This window comes from Vibrio sp. 970 (assembly GCF_033339075.1).
Genome location: NZ_JAWOTW010000028.1, coordinates 1 through 20,333, shown reverse-complemented (window position 1 = coordinate 20,333; position 20,333 = coordinate 1). Strand labels below are relative to the sequence as shown.

17 protein-coding genes and 1 pseudogene are annotated in these 20,333 nt (G+C 45.5%); 14 read left to right on the top strand and 4 right to left on the bottom strand.

All coding sequences use genetic code 11. The features are described from left to right. The 9 genes and pseudogenes from R7Q11_RS23615 to rpoC all read left to right on the top strand — a co-directional run. Nucleotides 1-71 (top strand): annotated as a pseudogene (locus tag R7Q11_RS23615) (elongation factor Tu); the annotation flags it as partial. A gap of 266 nt (nt 72-337) precedes the next feature. Next, on the top strand, nt 338-718 hold the full coding sequence (secE, locus tag R7Q11_RS23610; RefSeq protein ID WP_005384680.1) for a preprotein translocase subunit SecE: 381 nt from the start codon (nt 338-340) through the stop codon (nt 716-718). A 13-nt stretch (nt 719-731) separates the two neighbouring features. After that, nucleotides 732-1,280 carry a transcription termination/antitermination protein NusG gene (nusG, locus tag R7Q11_RS23605; protein WP_005384681.1) on the top strand — a complete coding sequence of 183 codons (549 nt, stop codon included), beginning with the start codon at nt 732-734 and terminating at the stop codon, nt 1,278-1,280. A 164-nt stretch (nt 1,281-1,444) separates the two neighbouring features. Further along, nucleotides 1,445-1,873 carry a 50S ribosomal protein L11 gene (gene rplK, locus R7Q11_RS23600; protein WP_005384682.1) on the top strand — a complete coding sequence of 143 codons (429 nt, stop codon included), beginning with the start codon at nt 1,445-1,447 and terminating at the stop codon, nt 1,871-1,873. Between the two features lie 4 nt (nt 1,874-1,877). Beyond that, nucleotides 1,878-2,579, top strand: a complete 702-nt coding sequence (gene rplA, locus R7Q11_RS23595; RefSeq protein ID WP_005384683.1) for a 50S ribosomal protein L1 — start codon at nt 1,878-1,880, stop codon at nt 2,577-2,579. 293 nt (nt 2,580-2,872) lie between these two features. Then, nucleotides 2,873-3,367 carry a 50S ribosomal protein L10 gene (rplJ, locus tag R7Q11_RS23590; RefSeq protein ID WP_005382538.1) on the top strand — a complete coding sequence of 165 codons (495 nt, stop codon included), beginning with the start codon at nt 2,873-2,875 and terminating at the stop codon, nt 3,365-3,367. Nucleotides 3,368-3,424: 57 nt separating this feature from the next. After that, nucleotides 3,425-3,793 (top strand): 50S ribosomal protein L7/L12, encoded by a 369-nt coding sequence (rplL, locus tag R7Q11_RS23585; RefSeq protein ID WP_005382540.1) that lies wholly within the window; start codon nt 3,425-3,427, stop codon nt 3,791-3,793. A gap of 252 nt (nt 3,794-4,045) precedes the next feature. Then, nucleotides 4,046-8,074, top strand: coding sequence for a DNA-directed RNA polymerase subunit beta (gene rpoB / locus R7Q11_RS23580; RefSeq protein WP_005384685.1), 4,029 nt, complete (start codon nt 4,046-4,048; stop codon nt 8,072-8,074). A gap of 104 nt (nt 8,075-8,178) precedes the next feature. Continuing rightward, nucleotides 8,179-12,381: a DNA-directed RNA polymerase subunit beta' gene (gene rpoC / locus R7Q11_RS23575; protein WP_005382514.1), complete on the top strand. Its 4,203-nt coding sequence runs from the start codon at nt 8,179-8,181 to the stop codon at nt 12,379-12,381. Nucleotides 12,382-12,553: 172 nt separating this feature from the next. On the opposite strand, the gene R7Q11_RS23570 is transcribed toward rpoC, so the two are convergent. Continuing rightward, nucleotides 12,554-13,045 (bottom strand): Rsd/AlgQ family anti-sigma factor, encoded by a 492-nt coding sequence (locus R7Q11_RS23570; protein WP_005382515.1) that lies wholly within the window; start codon nt 13,043-13,045, stop codon nt 12,554-12,556. Nucleotides 13,046-13,222: 177 nt separating this feature from the next. Here R7Q11_RS23570 and nudC point away from each other — a divergent pair, with 177 nt between their 5' ends. After that, nucleotides 13,223-14,020: an NAD(+) diphosphatase gene (nudC, locus tag R7Q11_RS23565; protein ID WP_005382516.1), complete on the top strand. Its 798-nt coding sequence runs from the start codon at nt 13,223-13,225 to the stop codon at nt 14,018-14,020. 247 nt (nt 14,021-14,267) lie between these two features. Then, entirely contained in the window at nt 14,268-15,335 is a 1,068-nt protein-coding gene (gene hemE / locus R7Q11_RS23560) for a uroporphyrinogen decarboxylase (RefSeq protein WP_005384692.1), read from the top strand. Nucleotides 15,336-15,575: 240 nt separating this feature from the next. On the opposite strand, the gene R7Q11_RS23555 is transcribed toward hemE, so the two are convergent. Together R7Q11_RS23555 and R7Q11_RS23550 are read right to left on the bottom strand one after the other, a co-directional pair. Next, nucleotides 15,576-16,148, bottom strand: a complete 573-nt coding sequence (locus R7Q11_RS23555; protein ID WP_005382518.1) for a uracil-DNA glycosylase family protein — start codon at nt 16,146-16,148, stop codon at nt 15,576-15,578. Nucleotides 16,149-16,150: 2 nt separating this feature from the next. Further along, on the bottom strand, nt 16,151-17,074 hold the full coding sequence (locus tag R7Q11_RS23550) for a D-2-hydroxyacid dehydrogenase (protein WP_205461617.1): 924 nt from the start codon (nt 17,072-17,074) through the stop codon (nt 16,151-16,153). A 66-nt stretch (nt 17,075-17,140) separates the two neighbouring features. Here R7Q11_RS23550 and R7Q11_RS23545 point away from each other — a divergent pair, with 66 nt between their 5' ends. Then, on the top strand, nt 17,141-17,728 hold the full coding sequence (locus R7Q11_RS23545; protein WP_005382520.1) for a YjaG family protein: 588 nt from the start codon (nt 17,141-17,143) through the stop codon (nt 17,726-17,728). Between the two features lie 75 nt (nt 17,729-17,803). On the opposite strand, the gene R7Q11_RS23540 is transcribed toward R7Q11_RS23545, so the two are convergent. Then, a complete protein-coding gene (locus R7Q11_RS23540) occupies nt 17,804-18,937 on the bottom strand; it encodes a hemolysin family protein (protein ID WP_005382522.1) in 1,134 nt (377 codons plus the stop codon). 253 nt (nt 18,938-19,190) lie between these two features. Here R7Q11_RS23540 and hupA point away from each other — a divergent pair, with 253 nt between their 5' ends. Both hupA and R7Q11_RS23530 read left to right on the top strand, forming a co-directional pair. Next, nucleotides 19,191-19,463 (top strand): nucleoid-associated protein HU-alpha, encoded by a 273-nt coding sequence (hupA, locus tag R7Q11_RS23535; RefSeq protein ID WP_005382524.1) that lies wholly within the window; start codon nt 19,191-19,193, stop codon nt 19,461-19,463. Between the two features lie 39 nt (nt 19,464-19,502). Next, nucleotides 19,503-20,201, top strand: a complete 699-nt coding sequence (locus tag R7Q11_RS23530; protein ID WP_053307544.1) for a DUF1481 domain-containing protein — start codon at nt 19,503-19,505, stop codon at nt 20,199-20,201. Nucleotides 20,202-20,333 lie beyond the last annotated feature (132 nt).

Here is a 20,333-nt window from a genome sequence, read left to right as displayed (position 1 = left end):
GTCTACGTTTCGCGATCCGTGAAGGTGGCCGTACAGTAGGTGCTGGTGTTGTTGCTAAGATCTTCGACTAATTCATAGCGAATTAGCGATGCTTTCGGAAAATCTTGAATTAGATTTGACGAACCAGTAGCAAAAAGGGCATCATTTGATGCCCTTTTTCTGCACTCAACATTATTTTTGCTGTTTTCTTGTTCAGAAGTGGGTTGGGCGCAGAGCAAGATTAAGCAAAGAGGCTTAATCTTAAGAAGAGTACGCTGATTTTTTCAGCGATATGGAGTTTGCCCTGCAACAGCGGGGTTGTTGTCGTCTATATTAAGACTTGTAACAGGTTGGTTTTATGAAAGCAAATAATGCTGAAACTCCTGATAGCTCAAACGCAGCAGATACGTTTAAGTGGGTAGCCGCTTTCGTATTGGCAGCTGCCGCTGTTGTGGGTAATTACCTGTATGGTGAAATGTCTGTAGTGGTTCGTGCTGCAGGCGTTGTTGTTCTTATTGCAGCTGCCTTAGGCGTTGCAGCAACAACGACTAAAGGTAAAGCAGCGATCAGTTTTGCAAAAGAATCTCGTATGGAAGTACGTAAAGTTGTTTGGCCTACTCGCCAAGAAACCATGCAAACAACACTGATCGTTTTAGCTGTAAGTATTGTAATGGCTCTAGTGCTATGGGGTATTGACGGAATTATGGTTCGTCTAGTAGCTCTAGCAACTGGGGTATAGAGGGTTTTTATTCATGAGTGAAGCTCCAAAAAAACGCTGGTATGTGGTTCAAGCCTTCTCTGGATTTGAAGGTCGTGTAGCTCAATCTCTGCGCGAGCATATCAAAATGCACGGCATGGAAGAGCTATTCGGTGAAGTACTGGTTCCTACTGAAGAAGTAGTGGAAATGCGCGCGGGTCAGCGTCGCAAATCTGAGCGTAAGTTCTTCCCAGGTTACGTCCTTGTTCAGATGATTATGAACGATGAATCATGGCACCTAGTACGCAGTGTGCCGCGTGTCATGGGCTTCATTGGTGGTACCTCAGACCGTCCGGCACCTATCACGGATAAAGAGGCTGACGCGATTCTTAATCGTCTTGAGAAAGCGAGTGAAGCGCCTCGTCCGCGTACAATGTACGAGGCGGGTGAAGTGGTACGTGTTAACGAAGGTCCATTTGCTGACTTCAACGGTACTGTTGAAGAAGTGGATTACGAGAAGAGCCGCCTGAAAGTGTCTGTATCGATCTTTGGTCGTGCGACACCAGTTGAGCTTGAATTTGGTCAGGTTGAAAAGCTGGACTAAGACTCTTCGTTAAAGAGTATAAAAAATCACCTTTTTAGGGTTGTATAAGGCGCGGATTATGACTATAATTTCGCGCCTTTTTACTTCAAGTGAAGTAAAAAGTTTCTTACACAAACGGGGAGCTGATCCGCGATTAGCGTTTGTACCCAAACTTAGGAATTATCATGGCTAAGAAAGTTGAAGCTTACATCAAGCTACAAGTTGCTGCTGGTATGGCTAACCCTAGTCCACCAGTAGGTCCTGCACTAGGTCAACACGGTGTGAACATCATGGAATTCTGTAAAGCGTTCAACGCAAAAACAGAATCTATTGAGAAAGGTCTACCAACTCCAGTAGTTATCACAGTATACAGCGACCGTTCTTTCACGTTCGTAACTAAGACTCCACCTGCTGCTGTTCTTCTTAAGAAAGCTGCTGGCGTTAAGTCTGGTTCAGGTCGTCCAAACACTGAAAAAGTTGGTACTGTAACTGACGCTCAAATCCAAGAAATCGCAGAAACTAAAGCTGCTGATATGACTGGTGCTGACATCGAAGCGATGAAGCGTTCTATCGCTGGTACTGCTCGTTCAATGGGCCTAGTGGTAGAGGGTTAATAAGATGGCAAAACTAACTAAGCGCATGCGCGTAATCCGCGAAAAAGTTGACGTAACTAAAGAATACGAAATCAACGAAGCTGTTGCTCTTCTTCAAGAACTAGCGACTGCTAAATTCGTTGAGTCTGTAGACGTTGCTGTTAACCTAGGCATTGATGCTCGTAAATCTGACCAGAACGTACGTGGTGCAACTGTACTACCTCACGGTACTGGCCGCGAAATCCGCGTTGCAGTGTTCACTCAAGGTGCTAACGCTGAAGCAGCTAAAGAAGCTGGCGCAGACATCGTAGGTATGGAAGATCTTGCTGAGCAAGTTAAGAAAGGCGAAATGAACTTTGACGTAGTTGTTGCTTCTCCAGATGCAATGCGCGTTGTAGGTCAACTAGGTACTATCCTAGGTCCTCGCGGTCTTATGCCAAACCCTAAAGTTGGTACTGTAACTCCTAACGTTGCTGAAGCAGTTAAAAACGCTAAAGCTGGTCAGGTTCGTTACCGTAACGACAAAAACGGCATCATCCACACTACTATCGGTAAAGCAAACTTCTCTGCTGAGCAGATCAAAGAGAACCTAGAAGCACTTCTAGTTGCTCTGAAGAAAGCTAAGCCATCTTCAGCGAAAGGTACTTTCCTGAAGAAAGTAAGCATCTCTACTACTATGGGTGCTGGTGTTGCTGTTGATCAGGCTAGCCTGAACACTCAAGCATAATTTATTTGCTTAGGCGCAAAATTAGTGTATAATTTTGCGCCTAATATTTGTGGTTGGGGCTGAACTTTGGTTCTTTGAACTGTCTCCTAGTTCGAAATGAATTAAGACCCAGTCTCCGTCCAAGACCGTAGGTGTTTGTGTAAAAGCAAACTTAATTATCCTACGTAGATGGTGCCCGAACTGACAGAAAGCTCTATGTAATATAGTTAACTTTCTTCTGGGGAAGCACCTCAATAGCTCTCACTGTCGTGATGATAGTGAGTGGTGTAACGACAACCAGGAGTAAATCCAAGATGGCTTTAAACCTTCAAGACAAAAAAGCAATTGTTGCTGAAGTCAACGAAGCTGCCAGTGGTGCACTTTCTGCAGTTGTAGCTGATTCTCGTGGCGTTCAAGTTGGCGCGATGACTTCTCTACGTAAACAAGCTCGTGAAGCTGGCGTTTACATGAGAGTTGTTCGTAACACTCTTGCTCGTCGTGCGGTTGAAGGTACTGAGTACGAGTGTCTAACTGACACTTTCACTGGTCCTACTCTAATCGCATTCTCTAATGAGCACCCAGGTGCTGCAGCGCGTCTTTTCAAAGACTTCGCTAAAGAGAACAAAGATTTCGAGATCAAAGCTGCTGCATTTGAAGGCGCTTTAACTGACGCTGAAGTACTAGCAACACTACCAACTTACGACGAAGCAATCGCACGCCTAATGATGTGCATGAAAGAAGCTTCGGCTGGCAAGCTGGCGCGTACTATCGCAGCTATCCGCGATCAAAAACAAGAAGCAGCGGCATAAGCCTTGCTTTTTACTGGTTGCTTAATAAACTTATTGTTGACTTAAAAGAGAATTGTTATGTCTATTACTAACGAGCAAATCCTAGACGCAGTTGCAGAAATGTCTGTAATGCAAGTTGTTGAACTAATCGAAGCAATGGAAGAGAAATTCGGTGTTTCTGCTGCTGCTGCTGTTGTAGCTGGCGGCGCTGCTGCAGGCGAAGCTGCTGCTGAGCAAACTGAATTCGACGTAATCCTAGAAGCTGCTGGCGGTAACAAAGTTGCTGTAATCAAAGCAGTACGTGGCGCAACTGGCCTAGGTCTTAAAGAAGCTAAAGCTCTAGTAGACGGCGCTCCAGCACCTCTTAAAGAAGGTGTTGAGAAAGCAGAAGCTGAAGCTCTTAAAGCTCAGCTAGAAGAAGCTGGTGCAACTGTTGCTGTTAAGTAATTATTGCATAGTTTCTTAGCCTAACGGCTAATTGGCTGGTGGTTTTTTAACCACCGGCCTTTTTGCGCTGTAGGGTATAGGCGAATTTTCCCGCTGTTTAAGCGCCTGATATCCATGCAAAAAACATTTCATTCTTACGAAATGAAATGTCACTACAGTAAACAGCTATATTAGTCACTGTCCCTTACCCCCCTTAAGTAACTAGGAGCGGGCGGACAGTTTGGGTCACTTATCAGCGAGCTGAGGAACCCCATGGTTTACTCTTATACCGAGAAAAAGCGCATCCGTAAGGACTTTGGTACTCGTCCACAAGTTTTGGACATTCCATACCTGCTATCGATCCAGCTCGATTCGTTCGACAAATTTATCGAACAGGATCCTGAAGGTCAATACGGTCTTGAAGCCGCTTTCCGTTCTGTATTCCCGATTCAGAGCTACAACGGCAATTCTGAGCTGCAATACGTTAGCTACCGTCTTGGTGAGCCAGTTTTTGACGTTAAAGAATGTCAAATCCGCGGTGTAACTTACTCAAAGCCACTACGTGTAAAACTACGCCTAGTTATCTTTGATAAAGACGCGCCAGCAGGTACTGTAAAAGACATTAAAGAACAAGAAGTCTACATGGGTGAAATTCCACTCATGACAGACAATGGTACCTTCGTAATCAACGGTACCGAGAGGGTTATCGTATCCCAGCTGCACCGAAGCCCAGGCGTGTTCTTCGACAGCGATAAGGGTAAGACCCACTCTTCAGGTAAAGTTTTATACAACGCACGTGTTATTCCTTACCGTGGTTCATGGCTTGATTTCGAGTTTGATCCTAAGGATAACTTATACGTTCGTATCGACCGCCGTCGTAAGCTACCAGCATCGATCATCCTTCGAGCACTAGGTAAGTCGACAGAAGAAATCCTAGATATCTTCTTCGAGAAAGTGAACTTCGAAGTGAAAGACCAAACTCTATTGATGGAGTTGGTTCCGGATCGTCTACGTGGTGAAACTGCGTCATTCGACATCGAAGCAAATGGTAAAGTTTACGTTGAGCAAGGTCGTCGCGTAACAGCTCGTCATATCCGCCAACTAGAAAAAGATGGTGTTGATCACATCGAAGTACCAGTTGAGTACATCGTAGGTAAAGTTGCATCAAAAGATTATATCAATGAAGCAACAGGCGAGATCATTGTTAACGCTAACCAGGAAATCAGCCTGGAAGCACTAGCGAACCTATCTCAGGCTGGCCACAAAGCGCTAGAAGTTCTATTCACGAACGATCTAGACCATGGTCCATTCATGTCAGAAACACTACGTATCGACAGCACGGTTGATCGTATTTCTGCATTGGTAGAAATCTACCGCATGATGCGCCCTGGTGAGCCGCCAACAAAAGAAGCTGCAGAAGCTCTATTCGAAAGCCTATTCTTCTCTGAAGAGCGTTACGATCTATCGACTGTTGGTCGTATGAAGTTCAACAGCTCTATCGGCCGTGAAGATGCTCAAGAGCAAGGCACACTTGATGAAACTGATATCATCGAAGTGATGAAGAAGCTGATCGCGATCCGTAACGGTAAGGGCGAAGTGGACGATATCGACCACCTAGGCAACCGTCGTATCCGTTCTGTAGGCGAAATGGCTGAGAACCAGTTCCGTGTAGGTCTAGTACGTGTTGAGCGTGCAGTTAAAGAGCGTCTAAGCCTAGGCGATCTTGACGCAATCATGCCTCAAGACTTGATCAACGCGAAGCCAATTTCTGCGGCAGTTAAAGAATTCTTTGGCTCTTCACAGCTTTCACAGTTCATGGACCAAAACAACCCGCTATCAGAAGTAACGCACAAGCGTCGTATTTCTGCATTGGGTCCTGGCGGTCTAACTCGTGAACGTGCTGGCTTCGAAGTACGTGACGTACACGTAACTCACTACGGTCGTCTATGTCCTATCGAAACGCCTGAAGGTCCAAACATCGGTCTGATCAACTCTCTATCTGCGTTTGCGCGTTGTAACGAGTACGGTTTCCTAGAGACACCATACCGTCGCGTTGTAGATGGCGTAGTAACAGACGAAGTAGATTACCTATCTGCAATCGAAGAAGGCCAATTCGTTATCGCACAGGCGAACGCTAAGCTAAACGAAGATGGTACTTTTGCAGATGAGTTGATCACAGCTCGTCAGAAAGGTGAATCTGGTCTACACCCTCGTGAGCACGCTCAGTACATGGACGTTGCGACAAACCAGGTTGTATCTATCGCTGCATCGCTTATCCCGTTCCTAGAACACGATGATGCGAACCGTGCATTGATGGGTGCGAACATGCAACGTCAGGCAGTTCCAACACTGAAAGCTGACAAACCGCTTGTTGGTACTGGTATTGAACGTAACGTAGCCGTTGACTCAGGTGTAACTGCAGTTGCTAAACGTGGTGGTGTAATCCAGTCAGTAGATGCTTCTCGTATCGTTGTTAAAGTTAACGAAGAAGAGCTAGTACCAGGTGAAGCTGGTATCGACATCTACAACCTGACTAAATACACACGTTCTAACCAGAACACATGTATTAACCAGCGCCCATGTGTGATGCCAGGTGAGCCTGTATCACGCGGTGACGTTCTTGCTGATGGTCCTTCAACAGACCTTGGTGAACTAGCGCTTGGTCAAAACATGCGTATCGCGTTCATGCCTTGGAACGGTTACAACTTCGAAGACTCGATCTTAGTATCTGAGCGCGTAGTTCAAGAAGACCGTTTCACGACTATCCACATCCAAGAACTGACTTGTGTGGCGCGTGATACTAAGCTTGGTTCTGAAGAGATCACAGCGGATATTCCAAACGTAGGTGAGTCTGCTCTGTCTAAACTAGACGAGTCAGGTATCGTTTACATCGGTGCTGAAGTTAAGGGTGGCGACATCCTAGTTGGTAAAGTTACACCTAAAGGTGAAACTCAGCTAACGCCTGAAGAGAAGCTACTACGTGCAATCTTCGGTGAAAAAGCATCTGACGTTAAAGATACTTCACTACGTGTACCTAACTCTGTATCAGGTACGATCATCGACGTTCAAGTCTTTACTCGCGATGGCGTAGAGAAAGACAAGCGTGCGCTTGAAATCGAACAGATGCAGCTTAAAGAAGCGAAGAAAGACCTAACTGAAGAATTCCAGATTCTTGAGGGCGGCCTTCTAAACCGTGTTAAAGCTGTATTGATTGAAGGCGGTTACTCTGAAGCGAAACTAGACACAACTGATCGTAAGAAGTGGCTAGAACTAACGCTAGAAGATGACGCACTACAAACTCAGCTTGAGCAACTTGCTGAGCAGTGGGATGAGCTAAAAGCCGACTTCGATAAGAAGTTCGAAACTAAGCGTCGTAAGATCACTCAAGGTGATGATTTAGCACCTGGTGTACTGAAGATCGTTAAGGTTTACCTAGCGGTTAAACGTCGCATTCAGCCTGGTGATAAGATGGCGGGTCGTCACGGTAACAAGGGTGTAATCTCTAAGATCAACCCTGTTGAAGACATGCCATACGATGAGAAAGGTCAGCCTGTAGACATCGTACTTAACCCACTGGGTGTACCTTCGCGTATGAACATCGGTCAGATCCTAGAAGTACACTTAGGTCTGGCAGCGAAAGGTATCGGTGACAAGATCAACCAGATGGTTAAAGAGCAGCAAGAACTAGCGAAATTCCGCGAGTTCCTACAAAAAGTTTACGATCTAGGCGACACTCGCCAGAAAGTAGACATTGCTTCTCTATCTGATGATGAAGTACGTACTCTGATCAAGAACTTGCGTGGCGGTCTACCAATCGCGACTCCTGTATTTGATGGCGCTCCAGAAGAGTCAATCAAAGCACTTCTTGAGCTAGCAGATCTACCAACATCAGGTCAGTTAACACTGTTTGATGGTCGCACAGGTGATGCGTTTGAGCGTCCTGTAACTGTTGGTTACATGTACATGCTGAAACTGAACCACCTTGTTGATGACAAGATGCACGCTCGTTCAACTGGTTCGTACAGCCTAGTAACTCAGCAGCCACTAGGTGGTAAAGCTCAGTTCGGTGGTCAGCGTTTCGGTGAGATGGAAGTATGGGCACTAGAAGCATACGGTGCTGCTTACACGCTACAAGAAATGCTAACGGTTAAGTCGGATGACGTTAACGGCCGTACTAAGATGTACAAGAACATCGTAGACGGTAACCACAGCATGGAACCTGGCATGCCAGAATCGTTCAACGTACTGTTGAAAGAGATCCGCTCGCTAGGTATCAACATCGAGCTAGAAGATGAAGAGTAATCCTTTTCTCTCTTGATGAAAGTCGAGAGAATCAAAGCGATTATTTGGAAGAAGGTGCTCACTTTAGCAAGTGAGCTCCTTTTAACTCCTTACAGGAGCTGATTGTGAAAGACTTATTAAACTTTCTAAAAGCACAGCATAAGACCGAAGAATTTGATGCAATCAAAATCGGTCTATCTTCACCAGACATGATCCGTTCATGGTCTTTCGGTGAAGTTAAAAAACCTGAAACGATCAACTATCGTACGTTCAAACCTGAACGCGATGGTCTGTTCTGTGCGCGTATCTTTGGTCCAGTTAAAGACTACGAATGTCTTTGTGGTAAGTACAAGCGCCTGAAGCACCGTGGTGTTATCTGTGAGAAGTGTGGTGTAGAAGTTACACAAACTAAAGTTCGTCGTGACCGTATGGGCCACATTGAACTGGCTTCACCAGTAGCTCACATCTGGTTCCTAAAATCGCTACCGTCTCGTATCGGTCTACTAATGGATATCCCTCTACGTGATATCGAACGCGTTCTGTACTTCGAAATGTACGTAGTAACAGAGCCTGGTATGACTGATCTAGAAAAAGGTCAGATGCTTACTGAAGAAGAGTATCTAGATCGTCTAGAAGAGTGGGGCGACGAGTTCACTGCTAAGATGGGTGCGGAAGCTATCAAGGACCTACTAGGTTCTATGGATATGCACGCTGAAGCAGAACAAATGCGTGAAGAGTTAGAGACAACAAACTCTGAAACTAAGCGTAAGAAAGTAACTAAGCGTCTTAAGCTGGTAGAAGCGTTCATCGCATCGGGTAACAACCCTGAGTGGATGATCCTAACTGTACTTCCAGTACTTCCGCCAGATCTACGTCCTCTAGTACCTCTAGATGGCGGTCGCTTTGCGACTTCTGATCTTAACGATCTATACCGTCGTGTGATCAACCGTAACAACCGTTTGAAGCGTCTTCTAGAGCTAGCTGCTCCGGACATCATCGTACGTAACGAAAAACGTATGCTGCAAGAGTCTGTTGATGCGCTACTAGATAACGGTCGTCGTGGTCGTGCGATCACAGGTTCTAACAAGCGTCCTCTGAAATCTCTTGCTGATATGATCAAGGGTAAACAAGGTCGTTTCCGTCAGAACCTTCTAGGTAAACGTGTAGACTACTCTGGCCGTTCTGTAATCACAGTAGGTCCATACCTTCGTCTACACCAGTGTGGTCTTCCTAAGAAGATGGCACTTGAGCTATTCAAACCATTTATCTACAGCAAGCTAGAGACTCGTGGTCTTGCGACTACAATCAAAGCTGCTAAGAAAATGGTAGAGCGTGAAGAAGCGGTCGTTTGGGATATCCTAGACGAAGTAATCCGTGAACACCCAGTACTATTGAACCGTGCACCGACACTTCACCGTCTAGGTATCCAGGCGTTCGAACCAGTACTGATCGAAGGTAAAGCGATTCAGCTACACCCACTTGTTTGTGCAGCGTACAACGCGGACTTCGATGGTGACCAAATGGCGGTTCACGTACCTCTAACTCTAGAGGCACAGCTTGAAGCTCGTACTCTGATGATGTCGACAAACAACATTCTGTCGCCAGCGTCAGGTGATCCGATCATCGTACCTTCTCAGGACGTTGTATTGGGTCTGTACTACATGACTCGTGAAAAGATCAACGTGAAAGGTGAAGGCATGTACCTTTCTGGCCCAGAAGAGGCTGAGAAAGCATACCGCACTAAACAAGCTGAGCTTCACGCACGCGTTAAAGTACGTATTACAGAAACTGTTGTAGACGAAGATGGCAACAGCACTACAGAAACCAAGATGGTAGACACCACTGTTGGTCGTGCAATGCTATGGCAAATCGTGCCAGCTGGTCTACCGTACAGCATCGTTAACCAAAAGCTAGGTAAGAAGCAAATCTCTAACCTACTTAACGAGGCGTACCGTAAACTAGGTCTGAAAGACACAGTAATCTTCGCTGACCAAATCATGTACACAGGTTTCGCATACGCGGCACTTTCTGGTGTATCTGTTGGTATCGACGATATGGTTGTACCTGCAGCTAAGTACACTGAAATCGCAGAAGCGGAAGAAGAAGTACGTGAAATCCAGGAACAGTACCAATCAGGTCTTGTTACTGCGGGCGAACGCTACAACAAAGTTATCGATATCTGGGCATCGACCAACGACCGTGTTGCGAAAGCAATGATGGAAAACCTTTCATCTGAAACGGTAGTTAACCGTGACGGTGAAGAGGAACAGCAAGAGTCATTCAACAGCATCTATATGATGGCGGACTCGGGCGCTCGTGGTTCTGCAGCACAGATTCGTCAGCTTGCGGGTATGCGTGGTCTGATGGCGCGTCCAGATGGTTCAATCATCGAAACGCCGATCACAGCGAACTTTAAAGAAGGTCTAAACGTACTTCAGTACTTTATCTCAACGCACGGTGCTCGTAAGGGTCTTGCGGATACGGCACTGAAAACAGCGAACTCGGGTTACCTAACTCGTCGTCTAGTAGACGTTGCTCAAGACGTTGTTGTAACTGAACATGACTGTGGCACTCACGAAGGTGTCGACATGATGCCTCACATCGAGGGTGGTGATGTTAAAGTTGCACTTTCTGAGCTTGCTCTTGGTCGTGTTGTTGCTGAAGACGTACTAAAACCTGGCACTGAAGACGTTCTTATTCCACGTAACACCCTGATCGATGAGAAGTGGTGTCAAATCATGGAAGAGAACTCAGTAGACAGCATGAAAGTGCGCTCTGTAGTAACGTGTGATTCTGACTTCGGTTGTTGTGCACAATGTTACGGTCGTGACCTAGCACGTGGTCACCTAGTGAACCAAGGTGAAGCAGTGGGTGTTATTGCTGCTCAGTCTATCGGTGAGCCAGGTACACAGCTAACGATGCGTACGTTCCACATCGGTGGTGCGGCATCGACAGCAGCGGCAGAGAACAGTGTTCAAGTTAAGAACAACGGTTCTATCAAGCTACACAACGCTAAATCTGTATTGGCTGATGACGGTAAGATCGTTATCACTTCTCGTGCGACAGAGTTAACTATCGTTGATGAGTTTGGTCGTACTAAAGAGAAACACAAACTGCCTTACGGTACGCTACTAAGCAAAGGCGATGGTGATACAGTTCAAGCTGGCGAAACAGTTGCAAACTGGGAAGCGCACACACTACCTATCATTACTGAGGTAGCAGGTCGCATCCAGTTCGTAGATATGATCGACGGTGTAACAGTATCTCGTCAAACTGATGACCTAACTGGTCTATCTTCAAGCGAAGTAACTGACCCAGCAGCTCGCCCTTCAGCAGGTAAAGATATGCGTCCAGCTATCAAACTTGTTGACGAGCAAGGTAACGATGTAATGATCCCTGGTACTGATATGCCAGCTCACTACTTCCTACCTGGTAAAGCGATTGTGAACATCGAAGATGGCGCAGCAGTAGGTGTTGGTGCAACACTAGCACGTATTCCTCAGAAGTCTGGCGGTAACAAAGATATCACCGGTGGTCTTCCACGAGTTGCTGACCTATTTGAAGCACGTAAGCCGAAAGAGCCTGCAATCCTTGCTGAGCACACAGGTACTGTGAGCTTTGGTAAAGAGACGAAAGGTAAACGTCGCCTAGTGATCACACGTGAAAGCGGTGAAGCTTACGAAGAGATGATTCCTAAGCATCGTCAGTTGAACGTATTCGAAGGTGAAAAAGTTGAACGTGGTGATGTGATCGCAGATGGTCCAGAGTCTCCACATGACATCCTACGTCTACGTGGCGTACACGCGGTAACGCAGTACATTGCTAACGAAGTACAGGAAGTTTACCGTCTACAAGGCGTTAAGATTAACGATAAGCACATTGAAACTATCGTTCGTCAGATGCTACGTAAGTGTACTATTACTCACTCTGGTGACTCTGAGTTCCTACCTGGTGAACAGATTGAGTACTCACAAGTTAAGATTGCTAACCGTAACCTAGAAGCTGAAGGCAAAGAGCCTGCACGTTTCGAACGTGAACTACTAGGTATTACTAAAGCATCTCTAGCGACTGAGTCGTTCATCTCTGCGGCATCGTTCCAGGAGACAACTCGCGTACTAACAGAAGCTGCGGTTTCTGGTAAGCGTGATGACCTACGTGGTCTGAAAGAGAACGTAATTGTTGGTCGTCTGATCCCAGCTGGTACTGGTTTCGCATACCACCAAGAGCGTCAAGCTAAACGTTCTGAAGCGCAAGATGGTCCTTCTGCTGAGCAAGCAACGGATAACCTAGCGGCACTTCTAAACGCTGGTTTCTCTTCTGAAGAGTAAGTCATATAACGAGTAATCGTTAAAAGCTTAAGAAAAAGGCACCTTCGGGTGCCTTTTTAGTTTTTATACTACTTTGTTCTTCCGGTGGGATTTTCGATAAAGCTAGAAACAAAAAAGACCGACGATGATCGTCAGTCTTTTCTCTCACTCTATTTCTAAATGTTTGCAAATACTAAGCCCCAGGTGGCATAGACAGGCTTTCTGCGATTTGCTGTATCAGATAGTCCTCGACTTCAAAGCGAGTCTCAAGAATTTCCCCAATGAGACACATATCAGAATCGAAATCATTTAATTCATCATCTTCAGTCACTTCTGAGTACTTATCGTTAAAGTTCAATAGAGGTTCAGTCGTTAGAACAATTTGACCATAGGTTTGATTGATCTCATTAGTCACGACAAAGCCGGTTGCTTTCCAACGGTCCATAACCATGTCATAAATTTTAAAGTGGCCTTCGGAGATGTAATCAACGAGGTGCTGACAGAAATCCTGCAGTTCGGAAGGAGATGGGAGTTCAATAACATTGGTTTTCGAACAAGGTTGCAGCGCTGCAAGCTTACAATATTCAACAATCAGGGATTGTCGTGTCTCTAACCAGTGATCAATGACATCACTTGAGCCACCCCACTGGTCTTGTGTTTGTTTGAATTTTCTTAGCATGACCATGCCCTCATGATCTGATCGCCCATCGGCGAACGTATCCTTTGCAAAGCAAAGTTAGTAAAGTTATTACAAACTCTTGTCCTTACTAGAATTTAGAGTGCACATTTACTTAACGATAAACTCTAGTATGAAATTAGATTGCCAGTAAAATGAACGAACTTCAAGCAAAGGGATGGTGTAATGTTAAGAAAAGGTGATGTTAACCGCGCGATAAATGCATACTGGTGTGTTGTTGCAGGAAGTGAAATTTGGCTGGTGGATGGTGCTGTGCCCTTCGGGTCTGCAGAGCAGTTATCACTGCCAGTAACGAGTGCAAGACCCATTGGTGAGTATTCTGGTTCGCCCGTCATGTGGCTTAACTTGGCCGATTTAGAGCATGATCTACCTTTAGTATCCCTGCGTGACTGCCTGCATTTTCCTGAGCCATTATTTATGTTGTTAAGTAAAGCTGTGCAATATGGGCACATGACGCAAAGTTTGCGCTTTTGTCCACAGTGCGGAGGAAGAAACTTTCTTAATAATAACCAGTTAGCCATGCAGTGTGGTGAATGTCGCACCCTTCATTATCCTAGAATATTTCCGTGTATTATCGTTGCTGTACGTAAAGAAAATCAGATCTTATTAGCCCAACATCCAAGGCATCGAAATGGTATGTATACGGTTATTGCGGGTTTTCTAGAAGTCGGTGAGACATTAGAAGAGTGCGTGGCTCGAGAAATTCATGAAGAAACGGGAATTCTCGTTAAAAATATTCGTTACTTTGGCAGCCAGCCTTGGGCTTTCCCATCCAGTATGATGATGGGGTTTTTAGCTGACTATGAATCGGGAGAGTTAAGTCCAGACTACACTGAGCTGTCTGATGCACAATGGTTTGGTATCGACGAGATGCCGCCTGTTGCGCCTAAAGGAACGATTGCAAGAGCACTTATCGAACAAACGCTGAAAGATATAGACTCTAATTGTCTGATAAATAGATAAAAAAAACCCTCCGAGAGGGAGGGGGTAAGTAAGATGTCGTTATGAGATGCTGAGTACTAAGTACTCAGTTTATAATTGTAGTTTTCGCTAGCGAACAAATTTTTAACACTGATACCGATTGGGTGCAAATTAAGCATTGATTTAAAAGTTAATAACTTGATCCAGGTTGCAAAGCACACAGCTATTGGACTTAAATCAGTGATAGAATACCCCCTTTCACAGAAAGCCTAACAGTTGGAATTACGGAATGACTGAATTAAAAAATGATCGTTATCTGCGTGCGCTTTTAAAAGAGCCGGTAGATTACACGCCAGTATGGATGATGCGCCAGGCAGGTCGTTACCTACCAGAATACAAAGCGACTCGTGCAGAAGCGGGTGATTTCATGTCTTTGTGTCGAAATGCAGAATTAGCATCCGAAGTGACACTTCAACCATTACGCCGTTTTCCTCTTGATGCCGCGATCTTATTCTCGGACATCTTAACGATTCCAGATGCAATGGGGCTTGGTTTGCGTTTTGCTGCGGGTGAAGGGCCTGTTTTTGATAACCCAATTACATGCAAAGCCGACGTGGAAAAAATTGGTTTGCCAGATCCTGAAGGTGAACTGCAATACGTAATGAACGCAGTACGCCAGATCCGTAAAGACCTGAAGGGTGAAGTGCCGCTGATTGGTTTTTCTGGTAGTCCTTGGACTCTTGCGACGTATATGATCGAAGGTGGTAGCTCTAAAGCGTTTACCAAGATAAAGAAGATGATGTACGCGGAACCACAAACTCTGCACCTACTTCTAGATAAGCTGGCAGACAGCGTTATCGAGTACTTAAACGCGCAAATTAAAGCGGGTGCGCAATCGGTAATGGTATTTGACACATGGGGTGGCGTACTAACGCCTCGTGATTACAATCTGTTCTCACTGCAATACATGCACAAGATTGTAGATGGTCTGATTCGTGAAAACGACGGTCGTCGCGTGCCAGTCACACTGTTTACTAAGAATGGCGGCATGTGGCTTGAGCAAATCGCTGCAACGGGCTGTGATGCGGTTGGTCTAGACTGGACAATCAACATTGCAGACGCGAAAGCACGTATCGGTGATAAAGTGGCTCTGCAAGGTAACATGGACCCATCAATGCTTTACGCTTCACCAGAGCGTATCCGTGAAGAAGTCGCGGGTATTCTAGAAGGTTTTGGTGATGCAGGTACTGGTCATGTGTTCAACCTAGGTCACGGTATCCATTTGGATGTGCCGCCAGAAAACGCGGGCGTATTTGTGGAAGCGGTACACGAGCTATCTAAGCCGTACCACAAGTAACTTCGACTTTTTGAAATCAAATGCCGGCATTCAGTGCCGGTATTTTTTTACCTAAAATTCAGTTTTTCTATCTGAGACTCAAGGCTGTACAGCTCTAGTAGTATTTGGCCTACTATGATCTAATTACTACTCTAGCTGTACATTAGACATTAAAATTCAATATAAACAAATACTTATGACCTCGGCTTTTATGTTCTAATTTTCTTGTACAGATAAAAAAGCAATTAGATCATGGGTAACCTAAAGCATCGAGTGAACGCGTTTTTTAAGGTATGGCACGACGTCAGATTCAAACCAAGGGTTCTTCTTTAACCACAATGTATTGCGTGGAGATGGGTGAGGGAGCGGGATAAAGTCCGGTTCCCAATCTTGCCATTGCTGAACAGTTTGCGTGAGCGTCTTTGGTTTGTTGGTGAGATAGTACTGCTGCGAGTACTGACCAATTAGTAGAGTGAGCTCTATATTGGGCAGTTGCTCAAGAATCTTTTTATGCCAAGTGGGCGCACATTCTTTACGAGGCGGTAAATCACCAGAGTTCCCTTTGCCTGGATAACAGAATCCCATTGGGACAATGGCAATTTTATTTGGGTCGTAGAAAACGTCTTTGTCGATATCGAGCCATTGGCGTAATCGATCACCACTTGGGTCATTCCAAGGTATCGAGGTTTTGTGTACACGTGTGCCAGGGGCCTGACCGATGATTAGGATGCGTGCCCCTTTTGCTGCTTGTACGACAGGGTTTGCGCCCAAAGGTAAATTATCCGCGCAGATCTGGCAGGCCCTCACTTGCTGCAATAGCTCGTCTAACGACATTCTTAGTAACCCTTTTCGAAATCCACTTGATAATTTAATGAAAACCCATCGCGCCAGCGTAGATAGTTGTCAGCAAAAATCTCGATGACTTGCTCGGGAAAACTCAGCGCAGCAATGTGTGGAGTGATGGTGACTTGCGGTAGTTTCCAAAATGGATGCTCTACCGACAACGGTTCTTGCTCAAACACATCTAAGAAGGCGTGTTCTACCCAACGGTTTTTCAGAGCGAAGAGCAACCCTGCCTCATCCAGTACGTCGCCACGACCTACGTTAAACAATAACGCCTGATTTAGTTGGCTGAGCGTTTGACGATTAAGTAACTGTCGCGTCTCAGGTGTACTTGGTAGAGTATTCACAACGATGTCGGCTTGCTCAAATGCCTTACTTAGTTCATTGATATGAAAGGTCTGATGAAACTCGCCGCCTGGAGTAGGGATACCTGTGCGGTTAATACCGATAGTTTTTATCCCCATTGCTTTAGCGGCGTTGCCCAGATAGCCCCCAATGCTACCGGTACCAAGAATTACCATGGTTTTACTTTTTAATGACGTGTACAGGTGAGGCTGCCATTGTTTGTTTTGTTGCTGCTGGTGGTATTGGGCAAAGTGGCGGTAATGGGCAATACTGTAACCCAAAACATATTCAGCAATCAGTGGACCAAAGATGCCTCGAACGTTAGTTAGAGTATAGTCCTGACGAAGGCTAGGGGATGTTAAGGCGTTGACACCAGCAAACGTGGATTGCACCCATTCAAGCTGTGAAAATTCGTCTAAGCTTTGTGATAGTAAGGGTGGATCCGCTAGTACGATCTGAGCGGCTTCTGGTTGGTCGGTGAGACAAAGATCGGGCAGATTTTTCTCTGCCAGTAACGTTTTGTAGGTGTCGCGATGCTCTGAGAGCAGGAAAATCTGATTTGAATGCGGCATTAACTTTTTTCCCTGTGATGAATCAAGTACACTTTCGCTGTTTTTTTCTTCAATGATTGAGTGACTATGCTTAAGAATCCTCTTCAGGTTCGTTTAGAAAAACTAGAACCTTGGCAACAAATTACCTTTATGGCGTGTCTGTGTGAACGCATGTATCCAAACTATGCGATGTTTTGTGAGAATACAGAATTTGCTGACCCGCGTGCTTACCGAGCGATTCTTGATAGTGTATGGGAAATTTTGACAGTTAAGAACGCGAAAATTAACTTCGAACGTCAATTGGAGAAGTTAGAAGAGTTGTTCCCAAGTGCGGATGAGTTCGATTTTTACGGCGTTTACCCAGCGATGGACGCGTGTCAGGGTTTGTCTACGTTACTGCATGGTCTATTGGACCGCGACTACCTTTTCGATTCAATGCTTAAAGTGAGTCAACAGTCGGTACAAACCGTTGCTGATCTAGAGCAAGCACAAGGCGCAGAGCCAATCACTAACGACAACCAGAAAGAAAACGAAGCCGTATGTGAAGAGTGGGACGTCCAGTGGGCTATCTTCCGTCCGCTGCGTGAAGCGGTAGAACGTGACATCAGCTTGATTAAAGATTTGCGTGAAGAGCTACGTGAAGAAGGTGTGAGCAACATCGGTATTGCACTTTAATCGTTGAATAAATAGAAAAAGGCATCCTAACTGGATGCCTTTTTTGTGCGTTTAAGCTGTTATACCTAATGCTGATTACGATTCTTTCGAGTCGGGTTTCGGTGGCTCTTGAGCTTCTGGCTCTTTATCCTGCTTCTCCGGCTCATTATCTTCTTCATCGTCATCGCGGCTTTCGATTACGCCGTGCATTTCTTTCCAGCTTTCCCAGCGTTGGTAAGCCAGCTCCTGCATGTCAGTGCTTTTATCTGCTTCGTCGATGATCTCCTCGCCTACGAGGTGTTCAAAAATATCTTCCAACGTTACCAAACCTAGCACGGTACCGTATTCATCAACAACAAGTGCCAGCTGTAAGCGATGAGTCATCATCTGGTCGAATACTTTAGGTAAAGTGGTATTGTTTAGCACCACTTGAATTGGGCGCATGATTGCTCCCAACTGTTTCTGTCCACAACCTGATTGTTGTAGTTTGAACAACTCAAGGCGATGCACAAAACCAATGATGTTATCTTTCTGTTCGCTGTAAACCAATGGGCGTGAGAAAGGCGTATCTTTGTGTTTTTCTAGGAACTCATTGATGGTCATTGTGGCATCGACACGGAATACTACTGGTCGTGGCGTCATAACCTGCGTTACGGGTACATCTTGGATGCCAAGCAAGTTGCTTAAGATTTTTGATTCACCCTCGGCAAATTCACCGCTTTCACGTGCCAGAATCGCCATTGCAGACAGCTCATCACGCATCTTTGGAGCTTCGTGGTTACGAGCAAGACGCTTGGTGATTTGCTCTGAGAACCAAACAAAGGGTGTAAGCGCCCATACCATCCAACGCAATGCGACCGCGGCAGTGGGTGCCAACTGACGCCAGTAGGTCGCGCCAATCGTCTTCGGTACGATTTCTGAAAGCACTAAGATCGCCAATGTCAGCACTGCCGAAAAGATACCTAATGCTTCGCTACCAAATACAACTGCAGCTTGTGCACCAGCAGTGGCCGCGCCGATAGTGTGAGCGATGGTGTTTAAAGTCAGAATAGATGCCAGTGGTCGGTCGATATCTGATTTCAGCTTAGCCAATTGCCCAGCTGCGGGATGCCCCTGTTGATTGAGCTGCGCAATGTAGCTCGGACTGATACTCAGCAGTACCGCCTCCAGCACCGAACAGATAAACGAAATGCCGATTGCAATAGAGATATAAATGGATAACAGCAGCATAGTTGCCCTTGAATGTAGTTTGATAGTGGTTATTTGCAGCTATTATAACCGCAAAAGTGACTTATAAATTGGTCCAAATACCTTGGAAAGCAAGGGTTTTCAGGGGGGATGTGGTAACAAATTGTGAGTTATTACTCATATTATGGCTAAAAGTACGTCAGAAAATCGAAAGATCGCTTACAAACCTTTGCCAGATGGGGCATTTATGTTTTAGAGTGAGACGAATTCGATAACCTATGAGAAGGGAAACCTAATGAACAAGACCCAATTAATCGACTTTATCGCAGAGAAAGCAGACCTATCAAAAGCACAAGCAAAAGCTGCTCTTGAAGCGACTCTTGATGGTGTAACTGGCGCACTTAAAGAGGGTGACCAAGTTCAACTAATTGGTTTTGGTACATTCAAAGTAAACCACCGCGCTGCACGTACTGGTCGTAACCCTAAGACTGGTGACGAGATTCAAATCGCAGCAGCTAACGTACCAGCATTCGTAGCAGGTAAAGCGCTGAAAGAATCAGTAAACTAAGTTAGAATGCACCGAGGTATCCTGCCTCGGTGCAATTTCATGAAAAAACATCTACTCACTTCACTTCTCCTATCTAGCCTTACCCTTTTTGGCTGTTCATCGGTTGAAACTCCTAATTTAGAACAATTCACGCATTTTTCTGGTGGTAAAGTTGCGGGAGATGCTAGCAGCTTGTACTGGATGACAGAGAAACTCACTCGTGTGAGTACGGCGGCTGATTATGTGACTATGGGGGACAATGGTTGGTTCAAGAGTGATTATCGCTGGGATGAAGGTGAGTTGCGAGAGTTGATTCGAAAAGGCGAGCAAGTTGATACCAAACAAGAGTTGGTGCCTTTTCAAATCCACATCCGTTTCAATAAAGATGGCGAAGCGGTTTACCAACAATATCGTGTTAACCGTAAAGTCTTACCACTCCAGCATGACCAATTAGAGCGCTACAAAGCAGAAGCGAATGACGTAGTGGCATCGGTTAAGGCGCAGTCTCGTAACAATCAGAGCCTTATTCAAGGTTATTGGAATGGTCAATCGTTTGAAACCTGCAAAGGTAAGGTGTTCTCGACACTCGAGTTTAATCAGACGCTGCCAAAATTTATTATCGAGCGTCTCTCATCGGTAGACAGTTATGTGGCTTTTGTCGGCAAGCAGTCACGAAACAAAGCAATGGTCGATGAACTGTTGATGCTCAATGACGATGACTTTGATTGTGTTTCTCGGCCAAAGTTGATCTCTGAATAAACATTGCTTCGAATTCTGTCGAACAAGAACAATAAAAAAAGGCGCTGAGTGCGCCTTTTGTTTTCAGCCCTAAACCACCTACTTCAGTAGGTGGTTATCATCCGTTTCGGCTTTGCCTGTAAAACTACTCAT

What these genes read in the sequence shown, in the direction of transcription:
- R7Q11_RS23550 (WP_205461617.1), bottom strand. Translation starts at nt 17,074, where the DNA reads ATGCCGCATTCAAATCAGATTTTCCTGCTCTCAGAGCATCGCGACACC.
- nudC (WP_005382516.1), top strand. Translation starts at nt 13,223, where the DNA reads ATGTTAAGAAAAGGTGATGTTAACCGCGCGATAAATGCATACTGGTGT.
- rplL (WP_005382540.1), top strand. Translation starts at nt 3,425, where the DNA reads ATGTCTATTACTAACGAGCAAATCCTAGACGCAGTTGCAGAAATGTCT.
- rplJ (WP_005382538.1), top strand. Translation starts at nt 2,873, where the DNA reads ATGGCTTTAAACCTTCAAGACAAAAAAGCAATTGTTGCTGAAGTCAAC.
- nusG (WP_005384681.1), top strand. Translation starts at nt 732, where the DNA reads ATGAGTGAAGCTCCAAAAAAACGCTGGTATGTGGTTCAAGCCTTCTCT.
- R7Q11_RS23555 (WP_005382518.1), bottom strand. Translation starts at nt 16,148, where the DNA reads ATGTCGTTAGACGAGCTATTGCAGCAAGTGAGGGCCTGCCAGATCTGC.
- rplK (WP_005384682.1), top strand. Translation starts at nt 1,445, where the DNA reads ATGGCTAAGAAAGTTGAAGCTTACATCAAGCTACAAGTTGCTGCTGGT.
- R7Q11_RS23530 (WP_053307544.1), top strand. Translation starts at nt 19,503, where the DNA reads ATGAAAAAACATCTACTCACTTCACTTCTCCTATCTAGCCTTACCCTT.
- R7Q11_RS23545 (WP_005382520.1), top strand. Translation starts at nt 17,141, where the DNA reads ATGCTTAAGAATCCTCTTCAGGTTCGTTTAGAAAAACTAGAACCTTGG.
- hupA (WP_005382524.1), top strand. Translation starts at nt 19,191, where the DNA reads ATGAACAAGACCCAATTAATCGACTTTATCGCAGAGAAAGCAGACCTA.
- rpoB (WP_005384685.1), top strand. Translation starts at nt 4,046, where the DNA reads ATGGTTTACTCTTATACCGAGAAAAAGCGCATCCGTAAGGACTTTGGT.
- rplA (WP_005384683.1), top strand. Translation starts at nt 1,878, where the DNA reads ATGGCAAAACTAACTAAGCGCATGCGCGTAATCCGCGAAAAAGTTGAC.
- R7Q11_RS23540 (WP_005382522.1), bottom strand. Translation starts at nt 18,937, where the DNA reads ATGCTGCTGTTATCCATTTATATCTCTATTGCAATCGGCATTTCGTTT.
- R7Q11_RS23570 (WP_005382515.1), bottom strand. Translation starts at nt 13,045, where the DNA reads ATGGTCATGCTAAGAAAATTCAAACAAACACAAGACCAGTGGGGTGGC.
- hemE (WP_005384692.1), top strand. Translation starts at nt 14,268, where the DNA reads ATGACTGAATTAAAAAATGATCGTTATCTGCGTGCGCTTTTAAAAGAG.
- secE (WP_005384680.1), top strand. Translation starts at nt 338, where the DNA reads ATGAAAGCAAATAATGCTGAAACTCCTGATAGCTCAAACGCAGCAGAT.